This is a genomic window from Komagataeibacter kakiaceti JCM 25156, assembly GCF_000613305.1.
This window is the reverse complement of record NZ_BAIO01000017.1, coordinates 1-17096: the sequence shown is the minus strand read 5'-3', so window position 1 is coordinate 17096 and position 17096 is coordinate 1. Positions and strand designations below refer to the sequence as shown.

The 17096-nt window shown below is 53.7% G+C and carries 20 protein-coding genes; 13 read left to right on the top strand and 7 right to left on the bottom strand.

Annotation, left to right across the window (positions count from 1 at the left end; genetic code table 11):
• From JCM25156_RS28530 to JCM25156_RS02930, 4 genes are all read left to right on the top strand, one after another.
• Positions 1-800, top strand: an 800-nt coding sequence (locus JCM25156_RS28530) for a hypothetical protein (protein WP_206777848.1), incomplete at its 5' end; no start/stop codon positions are given.
• Between the two features lie 587 nt (positions 801-1387).
• Positions 1388-1915, top strand: coding sequence for a hypothetical protein (locus JCM25156_RS02940; protein WP_148299289.1), 528 nt, complete (start codon positions 1388-1390; stop codon positions 1913-1915).
• Positions 1915-2217: a hypothetical protein gene (locus JCM25156_RS02935; protein ID WP_025812091.1), complete on the top strand. Its 303-nt coding sequence runs from the start codon at positions 1915-1917 to the stop codon at positions 2215-2217. The genes JCM25156_RS02940 and JCM25156_RS02935 overlap by 1 nt, the downstream gene beginning before the upstream one ends.
• Positions 2214-4718 (top strand): DUF927 domain-containing protein, encoded by a 2505-nt coding sequence (locus JCM25156_RS02930; protein ID WP_025812090.1) that lies wholly within the window; start codon positions 2214-2216, stop codon positions 4716-4718. Before JCM25156_RS02935 ends, JCM25156_RS02930 begins: the two co-directional genes overlap by 4 nt.
• Before the next feature lie 98 nt (positions 4719-4816).
• Here JCM25156_RS02930 and JCM25156_RS30155 read toward each other — a convergent pair whose 3' ends face one another.
• Positions 4817-5011 (bottom strand): hypothetical protein, encoded by a 195-nt coding sequence (locus JCM25156_RS30155; protein WP_206777847.1) that lies wholly within the window; start codon positions 5009-5011, stop codon positions 4817-4819.
• Between the two features lie 22 nt (positions 5012-5033).
• Here JCM25156_RS30155 and JCM25156_RS28525 point away from each other — a divergent pair, with 22 nt between their 5' ends.
• From JCM25156_RS28525 to JCM25156_RS02910, 6 genes are all read left to right on the top strand, one after another.
• Complete coding sequence (locus tag JCM25156_RS28525) at positions 5034-5396, top strand: hypothetical protein (RefSeq protein ID WP_148299288.1); 363 nt, start codon at positions 5034-5036, stop codon at positions 5394-5396.
• Between the two features lie 191 nt (positions 5397-5587).
• Positions 5588-6463: a tyrosine-type recombinase/integrase gene (locus tag JCM25156_RS27600; RefSeq protein ID WP_084296419.1), complete on the top strand. Its 876-nt coding sequence runs from the start codon at positions 5588-5590 to the stop codon at positions 6461-6463.
• Between the two features lie 139 nt (positions 6464-6602).
• Positions 6603-6773 (top strand): ribbon-helix-helix protein, CopG family, encoded by a 171-nt coding sequence (locus JCM25156_RS32520; RefSeq protein WP_084296418.1) that lies wholly within the window; start codon positions 6603-6605, stop codon positions 6771-6773.
• Positions 6774-7002: 229 nt separating this feature from the next.
• The gene (locus JCM25156_RS02925; protein ID WP_025812089.1) at positions 7003-8079 is read left to right on the top strand and encodes a hypothetical protein; all 1077 of its coding nucleotides are present in this window, start codon (positions 7003-7005) and stop codon (positions 8077-8079) included.
• Between the two features lie 565 nt (positions 8080-8644).
• Entirely contained in the window at positions 8645-9394 is a 750-nt protein-coding gene (locus tag JCM25156_RS27590) for a hypothetical protein (protein WP_084296417.1), read from the top strand.
• Positions 9395-10232: 838 nt separating this feature from the next.
• Positions 10233-10811, top strand: a complete 579-nt coding sequence (locus tag JCM25156_RS02910) for a recombinase family protein (RefSeq protein WP_025812087.1) — start codon at positions 10233-10235, stop codon at positions 10809-10811.
• 86 nt (positions 10812-10897) lie between these two features.
• On the opposite strand, the gene JCM25156_RS02905 is transcribed toward JCM25156_RS02910, so the two are convergent.
• The 6 genes from JCM25156_RS02905 to JCM25156_RS02880 form a co-directional block, all read right to left on the bottom strand.
• Positions 10898-11503, bottom strand: a complete 606-nt coding sequence (locus JCM25156_RS02905; RefSeq protein ID WP_034958226.1) for a hypothetical protein — start codon at positions 11501-11503, stop codon at positions 10898-10900.
• Between the two features lies 1 nt (position 11504).
• Entirely contained in the window at positions 11505-11879 is a 375-nt protein-coding gene (locus tag JCM25156_RS02900) for a hypothetical protein (RefSeq protein WP_025812085.1), read from the bottom strand.
• A gap of 214 nt (positions 11880-12093) precedes the next feature.
• Positions 12094-12426 (bottom strand): type II toxin-antitoxin system HicB family antitoxin, encoded by a 333-nt coding sequence (locus JCM25156_RS02895; protein WP_025812084.1) that lies wholly within the window; start codon positions 12424-12426, stop codon positions 12094-12096.
• Positions 12427-13237: 811 nt separating this feature from the next.
• A complete protein-coding gene (locus tag JCM25156_RS02890) occupies positions 13238-13642 on the bottom strand; it encodes a DUF2442 domain-containing protein (RefSeq protein ID WP_025812083.1) in 405 nt (134 codons plus the stop codon).
• Positions 13626-13838, bottom strand: a complete 213-nt coding sequence (locus JCM25156_RS02885) for a DUF4160 domain-containing protein (protein WP_034958223.1) — start codon at positions 13836-13838, stop codon at positions 13626-13628. Before JCM25156_RS02885 ends, JCM25156_RS02890 begins: the two co-directional genes overlap by 17 nt.
• Positions 13839-14394: 556 nt before the next feature.
• Positions 14395-14739: a hypothetical protein gene (locus tag JCM25156_RS02880; protein WP_025812081.1), complete on the bottom strand. Its 345-nt coding sequence runs from the start codon at positions 14737-14739 to the stop codon at positions 14395-14397.
• Between the two features lie 608 nt (positions 14740-15347).
• On the opposite strand from JCM25156_RS02880, the gene JCM25156_RS02875 reads away from it, so the two are divergent.
• The 3 genes from JCM25156_RS02875 (at position 15348) to JCM25156_RS02860 (ending at position 16616) form a co-directional block, all read left to right on the top strand.
• Entirely contained in the window at positions 15348-15569 is a 222-nt protein-coding gene (locus JCM25156_RS02875) for a hypothetical protein (RefSeq protein ID WP_025812080.1), read from the top strand.
• Between the two features lie 268 nt (positions 15570-15837).
• Entirely contained in the window at positions 15838-16161 is a 324-nt protein-coding gene (locus JCM25156_RS02865; protein WP_025812078.1) for a hypothetical protein, read from the top strand.
• Positions 16158-16616, top strand: coding sequence for a hypothetical protein (locus tag JCM25156_RS02860; protein WP_025812077.1), 459 nt, complete (start codon positions 16158-16160; stop codon positions 16614-16616). The genes JCM25156_RS02865 and JCM25156_RS02860 overlap by 4 nt, the downstream gene beginning before the upstream one ends.
• Positions 16617-17096: the final 480 nt, after the last annotated feature.

Here is a 17096-nt window from a genome sequence, read left to right as displayed (position 1 = left end):
AACTCCGCTCCTACTGCCCCAACTCAAACTGCGGGTCTCATATTGCGGAGATATGCATGAGCAAATCAGAAGACAGCACTTTGCCAGAGTGGCTCGAGAAATTATCCCTCCATGATAAGCAAATTGCTCGCTCTCTTGTGGCCGATCATGGAGAAAGCTGCCTTAGACGTATTTTTGAAGCTATGCCTAAGCGGGGCAAGGGGCGCGTCCGGGAAAACCTTCCCCTCAAATGGATAGCGGTTGCCTATGATCGCTATCTCTTCACAGAAGAAACCCTGAGCGAATGTGCTTTGCCTGTAGCAGAAGAAATATACCAAGCAGGCATTTTCTCTGTCACAAAAAAAACAATAATAAGAAAATTAAGAAAGCAGCTAGAAGAAATAAAAGAATATGGCTTTGAAGAATACGCCAATCTTTTAGTAAATGTCGCGTTGCATGGTCACTTCTCTAGGAATTATTCTTCTATATCCATGACTCGGGGAGAAGATGAAGAGAAAGGGCTTTTCTCTATTGATATAGACGATGTGCAAACAGAAAGTTATCTTGATAACGACTTCAAATTAAAAAAATTACAACTAGAAAACTCAAAGAAAAATTTTATAGAATTTGTTAATTTTAGATGCACTGAGCTTTCAACAAGCAATTTATCATCAGAAGAGCTTGATAATTTATATAATGATTTTCGTATATTTTTAATATACAAACAAATAGAAAAGTTTTCAAAAACTAAATCTTTAAGAGAACGGTGGGAAGGAAAAGTATTCCCGAGATATTTCCATTGCCTACTTCCATTCTCTTGATTGTATGCAAATCCGTCCAACAAATAGGCATTTTCCGACCATAAGTTTCCAGGAAATGCCTATTTGATGTGTTTTTATTATTTGAAATTGTGTGATTAATAAATGGTCCCAGCAACGCACATCGCGTTGTCCAGCATAGGGACTTATCCATGAACGCCTTGCAGCCGATTTACTCTCCCGAACTGCGGAAACTGGATCCCCGCCAAGGACTGCCTGTATCAGTCCCCATGCACAGGGCCCCGGCAGTCTTTGGCCTGTCAGCCGATATAATCCGTAGATATGCCGATGAAGGAAAAATACGGCGCTTTAGGCTGGGGAAACACATGTTCGTTGATTCATCCAGCCTGCTTGCCTTCATCGACAGCCTACCGTCGGTTCTGCGCCGGGGGATGATGCAGAGAAGCACTGAATAAAAATCGCCGGCCCACAACCCCATGCGGACCGGCGACCCTATGCCATTTAGACGTTGGCAAGTGTACCTACTTCCTTACCGGCCCGTCCATCTGAAAATACCGCATAAGTAGAGACATAGTATGCCGAGCAAGAAAAAGCGCGGGCGCCAGACGTGCGTCTCCGATGGGTCATGCATGCCCTATTCCAAAGGACCTGTGCGGCTTTTTATGGCTGATAATTGGACTCTTAACCGTATCCGTACTACCGAAGTGCCAGAGATTATCAACGCGCTCCAGGTAGCGGGATTGCATGAGCGGGCCATCTTGTTTCAGGCCGTAGCTCGAGGCGAAATAGCCATGCTTGGCGCGGATAATCGGGGGAAAATGCCCCTCAAGGATCTCCGCGCATGCGGCGTCCCGTCCATCACCTTTCTATCGGCCAATGAACCAGGCAAAGAGCGACCTCAAGATTTCGATGATCTTCGACGGATCCTGGCATGGGCCCGTTTCGTCGTTATCCATGCCCAGCATGAACGCTCTTCCGATTATGAGGCCATTCTCAATCTCACTCGTGATTGTGGCCGTCTCCTGCTGATTGAGACTTCCCTGCCTCATATCACCATGTGGTTAGAGCGGTTGTCATATTCCAAGAAACTGATGCCTTTCATGCTCATGGCTCCCGAAAATGGTGAAGAGCAGCCAATCGTGGAGACCATGCACTGATGGAACGCATTGATTTCCAGCGTATCAATCGTGCTGCCCTGACTGCACTGCCCGCAATCCTCTCCAGGTGGCTTCCAGACGGGAAGCTGACTGGTCACGAGTGGGTTGCCCGCAATCCGCGCCGGGGCGATGAGCACCCGGGTTCATTCAAGATCAACATGAATACTGGCCGGTGGGCTGATTTCGCGACAGGTGACCGTGGTGGAGACCCCGTCTCTCTTGCCGCCTACCTTTTCAACCTGCGCCAGCTGGAGGCTGCGGCACGTCTTTCGGACATGCTTGGATTGGGGGACGCATCATGAATCTTCTGGCCGCTTCCCTGCAGGAACCCTTTGCCCCTTTGTCTGCACAGGAACAGAACACAAACATCCCTACGACAATCACGGCATCTGGAACATGGAATCCCATTTCACCAGCTCCACATGACCCGAAAATGCCGTCCAAGGCCTCAGGCATGTGGATCTACCGGGATGCCAAGGGACGCCCCCTGTGTGCACGTGTCCGATTTGACCGGGAAGATGGCCGCAAGGAGGTCTTTCCCTATTCCTATGGTCACCGCGTTTGGACGGACAGGAGTGGACGTCAGCGCGACGAAACCGGTTGGCACATGAAACAGGGTCGCAAACCACTCCCGCTTTATGGCCTCGACCGCCTGGCCAATGACCCTGATGCCCGTGTCTTGCTTGTTGAAGGGGAAAAGACCGCAGATGCCGCGGCAATCCTGTTCCCTGATTTTGTCGTCATAACCTCCCAGGGAGGCAGCAAGGCGGCTGAGAACAACGACTGGTCTGCGCTAGCCGGTCGTAATGTCACGATCTGGCCCGACAATGACGAAGCAGGCATCTCCTGGGCAGACAAAGCGATCATCCTGTTGCGTGGTACCAAGGCCAGCGACATTCGTATGGTCCAATTGCCGGTCGGCCTGCCGTCTGGCTGGGACTTAGCGGACGAGCTGCCTGACGCAATGACACAGGATCAGGAAGTGTTGCCCGTGGTGGTGCTGCGCTCCTTTCTGGAACATGCGAAGCCTGCCGCGCCCAACGTGGAAATGCCCAACGGCTACTATATGAACCGCCACGGTCTGTACTTCCTGCCTGATGCAACAGGCGATCTGCCGCCATCTCCAATCTGGGTTGCGGCCCCATTCGAGGTGGTAGCTGAGACCAATGATGGAACAGGCTTGGCATGGGGGCTTTTGATCCGGTGGGAAGATCGGGATAACCGGCTGCATCAGTGGGCTATCCCCAAGAAGCTGGTCCACGGAGACGGAAAAGAAATCGCCGGTGAACTGACGGATGCGGGCCTGGATTGCTCTATCTCGGCCGTCCGCCATCTCCGCCAGTTCATTGCCAGCGTCAAAACCAAAACACGGCTGCGCTGTGTCGATCGGTCTGGATGGCATAAGACCGCCAGTGGAACTGCCTTCATTCTCCCAAACGGCGATACGATGGGAGAAGGCGCACGCTCCGTCGTGTTCCAGTCAACCCGAGCCGCCATCGGGAAAGAGTTTGCAAGGGCTGGCACCCTGGAAGACTGGCAGAGAGAGGTAGCCTCCTATGCTGAGGGGAACAGTCGCTTAGCGCTGTCCATCTCAGCTGCCTTTGCTGGTCCCTTGCTAGATATTGCCAGCGAACAGTCTGGTGGCCTGCACTTGGTCGGCAAGGCACAGTCGGGGAAGTCCACCGCAGCCTATATGGCTGGTAGCGTGTGGGGGCGTGGCGATCGAGATGGAATGGTCAGGGCATGGCGTGGCACTGCCAATGGCCTGGAGGGAGTTGCATCTGAGACCTCTGACACGGTGCTCATCCTAGATGAGATGGGTCAGGCAGACAGTCGTGAAGTAGGCGACATCATCTATATGCTGGCCAATAACACCGGAAAGATGCGGGCCGGCCGATCAGGAACATCCCGTACCCGCAAAACGTGGCGCGTCTTTTTCCTCTCAACCGGGGAAATCACCTTAGCCGCCAAGATGGGTGAAGCCGGGAAGCGCGTGATGGCAGGACAGGAAGTGCGCCTGGTCAATGTGTCAGCCGATGCTGGTGCGAGCATGGGAATATTCGAGAAACTGCATGGAATGGAAACTGCCGGCGCATTGGCAGACCATCTGCGGGTCGCGTCGAGGACCTGGTATGGCACGGCCGCTCCGGCGTTCCTGACTCATCTCACACGGGACCGGAGCATGGCTCCTGATGAGCTGGACAAAGCCATCAAGGGAATGCGCCAGAAGTTCTCGACCGCGTTTCTGCCGGACGGAGCAGATGGACAAGTTAGAAGCGTTGCAGCCCGGTTCGCTCTGGTTGCTACTGGTGGAGAACTGGCCACTCAGTACGGTGTTTTGCCGTGGCGGCAGGGTGAAGCATTTGATGCAGCCGGCGCCTGTTTCCGCTCATGGTTGTCCGAACGCGGGGGAGCCGGCGCGACCGAAGACAAGCAGGCTATCGAACAGGTGCGGGCCTTTATCGAGGAACATGGCGAAAGCCGCTTCACCAATCTCGGTCCTGGAACCGAAGGTGAGATGGTCGCCAACGAAAACATCCGCACCAATTACCGTGTCGGATTCAAACGGCGTATCGGCACGCCAGAAGGTGACCAATGGCAATACCTGATGTTGCCCGAGATGTTCCGTAAGGAGGTGTGCAAGGGTCTGGATGCCAAGCGGGCCGCCCGTGCGCTATGTGGTGCGGGTTACCTTCTGCCAGATCAATCAGGGCGCATGTCGCAGTCCGTACGTCTTCCCGACATGGGCAGATCACGTGTCTATGTCATCGGCAGCACGATCATGGGGGGTGACGATGAGTGACGTTCCCCTATCTAGATCTAGGTATGTGTTTTTTCGGTGTTCCACGTGTTCCACGTGTTCCATCCCTCTGGAACCCGCAAAAAACCGCCATTTATCGCCTATACAGAATGGAACACCGCACAATTTCTGCTGTGTTCCACGTGTTCCATTTCTCCAGTTTTGGCGGCATCTGGAACACGTGGAACACCTTGGAACACAGGCAGGTGTTCCGGTTTTCCATTCAAAATATGGCTGTTTCCCGCCGTTAAATCGATATGGAACACGTGGAACACGTGGAACACCACATTTTCCATATGTGCGAGACGGATGGGCCATATGAACCATCTGAAAAACCTGCTCCAGTGGGTATCGATCCCAGTAGTCGTTCCATCAGTCCACCTGCGGCGACAGAGCAATGGATCACAAGATCCGATCAACCTGTCAGAAGTTACCGAAGCTGATCGGGAACGTGCCTTGCTCGGTCCAGCAGCAGCCTTACTGATCGAAGCCCGGCATTATGGTCTGTCTCTCTGCATCCGGGATGGTCGCTTATTCATCCGTGGGAAGCCTCCCCCAAGTGCAGACGACTTTATCAGACGCCTGAAACTGTCACGCCGTGAGGTCGCCATCGCCCTGGACAGCCTTAACCGGGGATGGCGGGTCAAATGGAGAGAGTTCAACAGCCAGGTTGCCAGATAATGCTGCAGCAGCAGTGTAAGACTACAGCGAGCGCGGCGACGAAAGGTGTCAGAATAACTCAGAGTTATCTTGCGGGCCAAAAAGTCAAAGCCGCAAGATAACTCTGAAAAGGCCAGATTTTCCGAATGATAATGATCATTATCAATCGGGAATTAGTGGTCATTTCTCTATAGTTTATGTAGGTATTTCATATGGTTAACAGAGATATCGAACCTTCTCCATCATCCAGTTATGAAAATTGCTCGACAGATATTGCTCAAAATAACCTCATTCGAGCATGGCTTCATGGCCGTTCTGTCCATACCCAACGTGCCTATTCCCGAGACGTCAGCTCCTTCCTTGAACAGGTGAATAAACCCCTTGCTGAGGTGACGCTGGATGATGTTGTGAGATGGCATAACGGCCAAAGCGGGCCCGCAACTTCACGAAACAGGCGACTGTCTTCCGTTAAATCGCTGATATCGTATGCAGCACGAATAGGGTTTCTGCCCGTAGATGTTGCCGCACCTTTGCGCGGCACAGCCAGCAAGGACACTCTTCATGAGCGTATCCTGACACAGAAGCAGGTACGCGCCATGATTGGGGGCGAACTAAACCCACGTAAACGGGCATGCCTACGCGTATTATATAAGCTGGGTCTCCGCATCTCCGAGGCATGTTCCCTGACTTGGCGTGACATGTCGCGTCACCAAAGCGGCGGCACTGCCACGATCTTTGGGAAAGGGAACAAAACCAGACACGTATTCGTGCCTTCTGATGTGTGGAAGGAGCTCTCATCCATCCGAGCAGATATGTCAGCTGATGCGCCGGTTCTCTGCGGTTCTCATGGAGGGCCTCTTAGCGTGAGCGCGGCCGATCGTATCGTCAAAAGCGCGGCGAAAAGAATAGGTTTACCGGCGAATGTTTCGGCCCATTGGCTCCGCCATGCATGCGCTTCTCACTCAATGGACAACGGCGCTCCCCCGCATTTAGTCCAGGCAAATCTTGGGCATGCGTCCTTAGAAACGACAACGAGATACCTTCATGCGCGGCAGAATGATGGAGCTGCAAATTACCTTCCTGACTGATCTCTCATTATATTAACCTTATCTCCTTTATATTGAGAGATAATCGCCTCATTATTCTAAGAGAAATATAAATATAATGAGAATTATAATTTTATTATTTTACTTGAATACTTAAAATTGTAAGACTACATATCTGAAAATGAAGAAGTTTGCTCCTCCATCTCTTGTCATAACCTTTCGCCTCTCTCCTGAGCTCCTTCATAAACTAGATGCAAGCGCAAAAAATGCTTCCATGACGCGAGCTGAAATGCTGAGGCGTATGATCGAAATATATGATCCATCTGCTGATAAGCATGGATCGTCTCAATAATTCCTATGGGGTTTCATATACCTATGAGTAAACCCAAGACTTCTGGGCACAAGAGACATAAAGCTTCAGTCTCTCGTGACTTTAGTCACCTACACCCACGCAACAATTCAGCTTCTGGGTCTGTCCATTTTGATGACCCACATGCAGCCAGCTGGGATGCTGCGGCGAGACGGGCCGGCATTCATAAGCTCACCCCATCTGTTCAACAGGACAGCAAAGGATCATTTGAATGATCGGGAAACTCAAATCGATGGCCTCGGGTGAAAAGCTTTCACCTATCCCGTCAGTTCTATCTGAAATGTTGAATAAGCTTGAAATGGCGATTGCTGGACGCAACCGCTTGGAAAGCATGAAGTCATCTCTCGCATCTGACTTGGCTAAATGCCGTTCGGAATTAGCCAACCTGGACGAAGACCTTGATGCCGCTGAGGCTGATGTCATCATTGAAAATACCAAGGATGCAATTGAAAAACGGGATGCTATCCAGTCTCGTCGGGAAAGCATCCGCTACAAAATTAACCAGATTGAATCGGCACAGCGCTATTTCCCGACCAAATTGTCTGCTGCCGATGAAGCCATAGAGACAGCGTCATCTGAAACCAATCTGGAACTTAACAAATACATCTCGACAGTCAGGCAGGCCCTTTCCAAGGAATTAGAAGCTGCTTGCCGGCCCCTGGTATCTGTTTTGAATAAAATCCAGGCACTCGCTATGTCCGGCCTCGATGTCGGGTATGTCGTGGAAAAGGCGCTTATTCCCAGCCTTAATCATCCATTGGAAAATATGCTGGGTAATGGATCCTTTAAGTCTCAGGATGGCTCTTCTGTACGGTTTTCCGATGCATGGACTGCATGCCCAGAGGCCATGAAAACCAAGGCGATAGTTGATCCGGCTTTGCAGGCCAGAAATCAGATCCTGCGGCACCAGCGGCGGATTGATGCCCTGCGAATGGATGAACTGACGAAACACAATCAGTCCTCCAAGGCAGATGAATGGGCGAACGGCAATCGATACCGCGCCAGTTCAGACATTGATGAACCTGAGCCGCGTGCGATGATCCCAAAGGGTATCGGACGTCCATTGAACAGTTGGTCAGTAAGCCAGCCAGGTGAACCTACTTCACCACGGGAAGTCTCTGCCTTTCAGGATAATCCAAGCGTCGAAGACGCCCCCAGTGTCACAAACCCACCGTTAGATCTGGAAGCTTTTCGCCCAATACCAACAACGTGGCGACTAAAGCATGCGCGCCTGAGACAATCGCCTCTTTCGAGGATGGAGGGAAAGATCCTGCCATCAATGACGTAGCATCATCCCAGAACATGGCAGAAGAGTTCAGCGCGGTACGAGCAAGAAGACAGGGGCATATTTCGCCGCCTGCGGATCCTGAAAAAACGAGGATTGCTTCCTCGGACCGCAGACAGTAGCCCCCCCCCTGCTTGGTCCCTCCTAGGGGGGCCCTCGCGCAGGGGGAGTTCGAAGCCTGTTAGATATCTAGCTAACAGGTTTTTTTGAGGTTGCAGTTGCAGTTGCAGTTTTCAGATGGAATTCTGATCAAAAATAAAAATATTTTCCAAAAAAATGGCTGTTTCCCCGTGTTTTTTTGGAAATCTCCCGATGTCAATCGATGAAGACCAAAGGTGCAACCAAGATTGCAGTTTCTGACCCGACAATCTAGGACAGGCTCTTCTTATTATCGGCATAAATCGGCAGTTTTCTGCGGTCTTCGTGCCCGTTGATCGAGAACGATGCCCGCTACTGCAACCTGCAACCTGCAACCTGCAACCACGATGCAGGACGGCTTGAATGCTGACCACTCTTTTTATGCACTGCCGCTCTTGGATGCGGCAGATAGATCGTAACAGGGAAAACAATGCCGCTTGGTATCAAGGTATCCTTGGACAGTCTGGATATAGAGAAAAAACTCACCAAACTGGCTAAGGGCGAAATCGCGGATGCGACAGCCCATGCTTTAACGATGCTTGCCCAGGATGGAGCAAAAGCTGTTCGGTCAGAAATGGAGGAGGTTTTCGATAATCCAACTCCTTTCACACTCAACGCTTTTTATGCGAAGCCTGCCAAATCCAGCGACTTAACTGCCTATGTTGAATCGCGAGATTGGGCCCCAAAAGGGGTTCCTGCCATCAAATATCTCATGCCTCAGATCTTTGGAGGGCCGCGCCCCGCAAAGAGGTCAGAGACATTAATGGCCAGCATCTCAGGCGGTCAGTACTGGATTCCTGCCAGAGGGGCACCAAAAGACAGATATGGGAACATCCCTGCCAGCGAGATATCCAAAATCTTAAGCCGGCTAGATCTGCTTGGTGGTCAAAGCATAAGTGCTCGAACTGTACGGCAGTTAGCACGCCAGAAAAAAAATGCCCGCGGCCAGAAATCCGAATATTTTGTTGCCAGGTCTCACGGGAATGGGCGCCCACTTGGCATTTGGAAGCTGGTTGGCCCAGGAAGGGTGGTCCCAATTATATATTTTTTCCCTCATCCCCCAAATTACGCGAAACGGTTGCCCTTTGATGAGGTGGTGGAACAAACCGTCCTTCTGAAGGCTCCGCGCGTTATCAATGTCGCTGTAAACAAAGCTATACGAAAAAGAATGGGCGCCTGATCTGGCGGCCATAGCCCGCTGATCACCGGCTGTGTTCGCATCTTACGTGCGGAAAATCCTTGAATATCTCAAAGGGGACAACAACCCCACTGACCTTCCTCAGGTCGTGATGCCACCCTCCTGAAAGTGGACAGGAGGCCGCGGCAATGGATTTTTCTAAAATTACCTTCCGAGACATAATTGACTTCATGGCGGCCTTGGCTGCCCTTCTGACGGCTGCATATCAATGGTTCAGATGACCCATACAGGACAGTCTGAGATTGAATGTAAGGCTCAACACCCCTCCCCAGGAGACCCGTCGAGTGCGAAGCACAAGTAAGGCCGCTGCCCCATAGGGGGCAACATATCTTGCCTGTCTGTTTTCTGTCCTATTCAGCCTGAGATGGCCCGACTTGGCCCGAAGCAAGACACTCAGCCTGTCAGGGCCGTCTCGGGCCATGTGAGGCTGAGTGAGAACGAATCAGAGAGGGGCAAGATATGTGTGCCTACGTAGCACACGGCCTTACTCGCATTCCATGCTCGAGAGAGTGGTGACACTCTCAGGATCTGGCGCTCTCCTGGTCGTCCTCGCACCAGCGGTGCAATGGTGTATGAGGGCCCGCATTTTCATGGGTAGGCGATAGGTAGGCAAAAAGGGTGGCGAAGGGTCGTAAACGGGTAGCCATGACCAGGTGTAGGCAGCCTGCGATATTCGTTCCATTTGGGTATACCGATATGGCGCAACGGGGCGGAACTCCAGAATGGCGGCTTTCCGTGTTCCGTTAGGGTTGTCTAATTGCAAATGGAACATTATAGATGAATGTCTAGACCCAAACGGAACACTTTTAGGGACCACGCCATGCGATACGGATATGCCCGTGTCTCTACCACCGATCAGAATGCCACCACGCAGGAAGATGCGCTCCGGCAGGCTGGGTGCGATATGATCCGCATGGAGAAGAAATCCGGCACAAGCCGGGAGGGACGATCTGAGCTGGAGACCCTGCTCGCGTTCCTTCGTCCTGATGACGTGCTGGTGGTGACGCGCATTGACCGTCTGGCCCGTTCTATAGCGGACCTGCAAACCATCATCACGGAAGTGAAGGCCAAGGGCGCTCAGCTCCAGTGTACGGAACAGCCGGTCGATACCAGCACCGCGGCCGGCAAGGCGTTCCTCGACATGCTGGGAGTGTTCGCTGAGTTCGAGACCAATCTTCGCAAGGAACGGCAACTGGAGGGCATTGCGGCCGCAAAGGAACGTGGCGTCTATAAAGGGCGCAAGGCATCCATTGATCGTAAACAGATCCACGAGATGCGCCGACAAGGTATCAGTCCAACCGAGATTTCCCGCCGGCTCGGCATCGGACGTACCAGCGTCTATCGGTGTCTGGAGCAAGGCGCCGATGATCTGGGCAGACCTTCTAATGAGAAAGTCTGACTATCAAGGCCATCCTGATAAGACGTAGGCTGATCTGGTCGGACTACACCCGACGGGAGTCAGACTAGGCACCGTGGCCAGTCTACCTATGCCCCCGCATGCTTTTCATCCCACTCGTCGTGATCTACCTCGCCTGCCATTTCCGCCAGAAGGCCCTGAACACGATCATGGCAGTTATCGGATGATCCTATAAGCTCCGCTTCCGTAAAGGTCAGGATACGGAAGCCCAAACTGGAGAGAAGCTTCTCCTTTTCAGTCTTTGACCGCAACCTCTCGCCCGGACGATCCAGATCCAGCAGGATGGCTAACTGGCGCGTATGCTTGCCATGTCGGACCTCACATCCGAAATGGACAATCTGACCTGCGGCAACCTCAGCCATATGCACAATGGTTGTGAGCGTTCCCTCGCTCCACCCAGGCCGATCATCCCATTTCTTGCAGACATGAGGTCCGGAAAAACTTGAATCTGATGTGAGCAGGATTGCCATGAGCAGGCTCTCTGCCAGGCTCTGGCTCGATGAATTCAGAGCCTCGAACTGATGCTTCAGTTTGGAGCCATATTTCTGAATGTGCTGTGTCAGAAGGCCATATGCCGTCCGTGTGGCACTGACAGCCAACTCTTCTTCTGCCCTGAAATAATCCTGCAGCGGACCATCCATCGACGGAGAGAGATGAAGCTCCTTGTCCGCCATGCTATCTCCCACCCTTCTTAAGCTGGCGCAGCCTGTCGCGGATCAGGCCATTGGCTGTCCGGCTGATAGTCTTGGGCACGGGGTCACCGCCCGGCGTGTTTGCCAACGTGGTCGCCATCTGGATCAGGCGCTCCACCTCGCTCATATCTGCTTGTGGTGTAGCCTGCGGGTTAACCGGAACGGGTGCGCGGTCGGCCTGTGTGTCAGCCTGCACCTGGGTCCGGATTGCCCGGCCAAGCCATTCGCCAATGGTCTGCTTTTCACGCTTGGCTGCGGCAATAGCTGCATTACGGATCTCTGGAGGGATGCCCTTGATGGTCCAGGGCGCGATGCGGTTGTCCGTTTCCGCCTTTGCGTCTTCTTCGCGGTCTGTCATGAAGTCTGCCTCTCACGTCTGCTGGTATGACCATACACCGAGATAGTCAGACTGGAATAGGATTTGGTCTGCCTTTCCGGCTCTATGGTCAGACTATTTTAGCTGGAAGTCATACCACAAAGGAGCAAAGGCAGACCGTATACCGTCTTGGTCTGACTGATATTGCCCATAGGCAGACTATGAAGGTCTGAGGGGCAGACCACCACAGACGAACCTAGCCCTCAACCTGCTCCAGTACGTCCTGGACAAGACGGTTGAGACTCACGCCACGGGCGGCTGCGATTTCAGCTGCGCGGGCATGCTCCTCTGGCGACAGGCGAACCTGAAACTTACCGGAGTAGCGTTTCGTGGGGGCGATCCCCTTTTCCTCGCACATCTCCAGAAACACGCGGAGCGAGGTCTCGCCTTCCTTCTGCAGCCCCTGCACGCTGTCCGCGTAGAAGTCTGCCCCACCGTTCAGGCCAAGGAACTCGCCTCGGAACATGCCGATTTCCGGGTCAAACTGGATGACGGCCCGGTGGCCGCCAATCTCCATCATGTTGTTCATGGCGCAACTCCGTTCTGCTCCAGCCATTCCCGCATTGATGTTATCGCTCCCTTATCAGTGTCCGGCAGCGGACGAGGCCGATGGTGAACCCTGGCCTTTCCGAACAGGGGCTTCATGTCACCAGGATACGATGGGGCGTAGTCATTCAAACAGGCGATACCTTAATATGGTATCACATCCTATCGGAAATCATTGAGCGCGGAGCGCGAATAGGCAGGAGGTGATGTGGGCCTACATCACCTATCCTGCCCCGTCTTTGGTCTCTGATGTTGTGCTGACAGATTCCGCCTGGTCCGTTTTCAAGCCGGACAAACACCTGACACATACCCGATAGACACCGGACAAGGGGCGGATATAGGCATGACAGGCAGGGGGCTCAAAAACCGGCGTTTCAGGTTTTTTTTGATTTCATAAGTTATAGGCACTTCGTGAGGACGGCCTATTTTTTGATTTCATATAATGAAGTTCCTATAGGCGGCGCCCCCTAAGCGCTCCCCGTTCGCTCCCCACAGAAATGCAGGCTCTCATACACCATTGCACCGTTGGTGCGGGCACCTGCAGGATGGGACAGCATGCCCCGGCAGAGTCCTCATGTAGCCGTAGATGGACCATCACGCCTAATGGTCCGACCAGAAGGAGATTGGGTCTTACCTCTAGCGGCTATGGTCATACCCTATGGGCTATAGGATCTGCCTTTTTACGGCAGAGGTAAGACCGATCAGCAGACATTCACCCCATGAGCAATTCGGACAGTCCTCTCAGGGCAGTCTTGCACGGCTGGGGTAATCTGACTCAATCGATACCGTGGTTTTTATGCTACTTTCCGGGGACGTCCGCCCTTAGCACCATTCCGGCGTGCGGCAGCTGCCTTAGCGGCTGATGCCTGCCGCCCCGCCTTTGCCGCCATGTAGGCGCGGGATCCGAACAGGCCCGCCATCAATTCCGGCACTAGAAGGTCAGCATCCAGAGCCTCCCAGTGCAGGCCGTAACCGCCCATGATTTCTACCTGGGCCAGCTGCTCTGGCGTTGCCCTCTCAAGGCCCTGAGCCTGTGAAGCGGGGAATTCAAAGCGTGTGCCGTTGGACAGCTCAACGGTTACGCGGCCTGTCGTGGCATCGTAACCGGCAGCAATCGCCTGGGGCACTGTCTCGCGCCGAATGCGACCACGTTCATAAGCGGCGTCTATCTGCTTCTCGATGTCATGATCGTTGCGCATCAATCGTCCTCCATGCGGCCAATAGGGCTTCACGTTGTTCCACTGCGATCCTGAACGCCTCGCGTACGTCTGCCCGCTTCACGCCGGGGGCAATCTCCCGGATCGTTGCCTCGGTTTCCCCAAGGTTGATGATGATCTCACGACCATCACAGAACACATGGACATGGGCCGGATCATGGTCATTCGCATAGATCATGAATCGGAAACGGCCCGATCGGTGAACTGTTGGCATGGCCGCATCCTATCACAAAACCTAACCAGATGGGTATTTTTTCATTATGGTCAGACTACGCGCAAGGAAAGTCTGACTAGATAGCGAGATAGGCAGACCATTATGTCTATAGGTCTGACTATCTATCAATCCAGTCTTACCCATTCGCAGAAAGGTCATACCAACCATTCCTAAAGGTATGACTTAACCCGGCAGAAGTCGTACCGATCGACTTACACCTGCGTCATGAGCAATTCAGGCTGTCCCGGCAGGGTGATTTTTCACGGTCAGGGTTGTCGGAACCATTTGGAGGGGCCTCGGTTGGTCCAGTTCTGGCTGAACATGTCCATCTGACGCTGTGCCAGGGCGTCCAGTTCGTGCCTGGCGGCTATGGCAGAGGCCGGTAAAGGCGTTGCTACATCTAAGATAATATTTCTGCTTGGGGAAACGGTCCGCTCATCGGACTCTGTGTGAGATTGGCGGTTTTCCGGGGCTAGGAACACATAAACCGATGTGCCCTGTCGGCTGGTGACGCCACCATTCACCCAGTCCCGCAGCCTGATCCTGACCTTGATCTTCTGGAACAGCCCCAGCCGCTCCAGTGCCCGCAGGCCAGCGCCACGGTTGAGCGTGCCGTGCCGGTCGCACGAGCAATCTCGGTCATGCTTTTCTTGATGAGGTCCTGCCCGTGCTGGCGCATATCGAGAATCATGCCCTCGGCAATGCGGCACATGGCTAGGGAAATCTGTCCAGCGTGGTGCCAGCGCCGCACCTGACGCGCGAGGCGGCCTGCATCGGACCCGGACAGACGGCCACCGCGTAGCAGCTTGGCGTGCTTGCGGTCGGCTTTGGTAGCGGCAAGGGTAACGGGATCAACAGCGGTCACATTCTACTCCATTGGAGAAGCGACCGCCTTTTCCTGCTGAAAACCATTGCACCCGGACACGGGCGAACATAGGTTATGGCAGGGTCTGCTGGTGCTGGTTACACCTTCAGACCGGCGACCGCTTGGGGCTACAAGCGGGCAATTCGAGGCGGGGGAGCTCCAACTCCCTCGCCTCTTTCATTTCGGCATTACATCTGACCTACACCACCTTGGCAATGGCAATGCCGGAGTCTGGCCGGGCCTCTTTTTTCAGCCGGACCCCAGCACCTCCACCATTCTCAAAAATGAACTCGACGCCCGCGGCTTCCAGGGCGGCCTGAATGCTGCGATTGTGGAACGGCGAGGCACGCCTACGCTGGCCTCAAACCGCACAATCGTGCGCTTAGGAATATTGCTGAATGCAGCCAGCTCATCTTGAGACCAGCCGATAAGAGCACGTGCCGCACGCGCCTGCGCGGGCATTATGTCTTGTTTAGTGCCATTATCTCTTGCAGCCATAGATTGCTTATGTCACTAAATTAGACATTCGGCAAGAAGCCGAGCGGCCAGACAGGGAGCTTGCACCCTCCCATGCCTGGCCTAACCACAACCGAAGGAAGAGTTCGGCAATGGCTAAACACGCCAATAGCATGCCCATGCCTGCATGGGTACACCCCTCCCCCTGTAAAAGCCTGCCCGATGCGGGGGCTATCGTTCGCCTGCTGCCCGATATGACGGGCGCCTTGGCTGCGGGTGCCCTCATGCTGGTGGCTGTCTTGTGCTTCGCCCATCCTGAGCACGCCAACCCGCGCCACATGCACGCCCACCACCATGCGGAGGCCATGCGATGAGCGCTCCATCTCCGAAGATTTGCGTTCAGATACTCAATAAGCTGCTCATCACATCCACCAATTTTGCCTACGATGTGGAGTGCGGGATCGAGGGTGCTCTGGAAATCCTGAAAGTCCTTCGGGATGACCTGGAACTCACCCATAGCCCAGATGACCACACCCATCTGATCGAATGGCAGCTTAGGCAGGTCCACCGCTCTATGACCGACTTCCAGAAAAGGATGGAGGAGACCCGGACCCATACAGTTGCTGAAAGGAGTGCCTCGTCATGACGACCGATGCGGAGTTGATACGCCTGTGCTTGGAGTTTGACGCCCTCCATGTCGAATGGCTCTCATATTTTTCTGGAGACGATAGCTGCAGGGATGATGAGACGAAAACCGACAAGTGCCTGTCTGCCATAAACGCACGGATGCTCGCAGCCATGAACCAGATCTGTGCGACCAAGGCGACAACGTTGACTGGTCTCCTTTCCCGCGTACGGACATTGGCCAAATGGGAAGAAGACACCCTGGCCTACTCCAACTCAGAATTCTGGAACGAGCGCCTCCTTGGCGCCATCTTGCGCGATGCGCTGGAGATACGGATATGAGCGAACAGTCTGCCTTCCCGTCGGACCGGAGATCCTTCCTGACCATGGTCGCAGCCATCTTGCCTCTCACCCGACATCATCTCCTACCAGAGACGCGAGACAACCCGGATGCAGAATTGATCCAGGCGTCACATCGGTTTGCCGAACTGGAACAAGCCCTCCAGTTCGCCTCCAATGAATCTAGTCTGGATGACGATGAAGTGGACCGCATCGAAGACGAGATGCGGCCTGAACGAACTGCGCTTTTCCAGAAGATATGCTCCTTACGCGCCTGCACGTGGGAGGGACACGTCGCGCGGGCGCAGGCTGTTCGTATCTATGCACAGGAAATGCTGGATAAGGAGGTGGAAGGCGGCTCATGGTCTGACTCACTTGTATGGGCTGTCATGCGAGATATGACCGCTGATCAGCCTCTCGGGTCGGGCGTCACACCAAGGAACCGCGGGCATGACTAGGTCTGACCGCTCTCCCATAGAGCCATCCTGCCCACGCAGTCTGCTTGGAGGTCTAACCAGCAGTCCTTCTGGTCTGCCCGTTCCCCCAAAAAGTCAGACTGCGCCCGATCAAGATCGACCTCTTATTGAACTGTGTGACCTCTATCTAAGGCAGGAACAGAAGATTTCCGCCCAGATGAAGGAGGATGATGAGCGTTACGGTGTAGAGGTTCCAGAAAATGTCGAAAACCGACTGGATGAGATGCTGGCTACTCAGCGTGCACTCTGGAGAAAATAGGCATTCTGCCCGCAACTACCCCTGCCGGCTTGGTGGCTAAAGCGAGAGTGTCGATCGTCAGCTCCGGATACCGGAGTGAGCCAGCAATAGGTTGGCATGAACAGGTCGCCTGGGCCCTGGCAGATGATCTGATCCGAATGTTTGGGCCCTGACAGCAACACCGATAAACAAGATGTGGGGCTAGGTTGGCCACTGAAAATAGG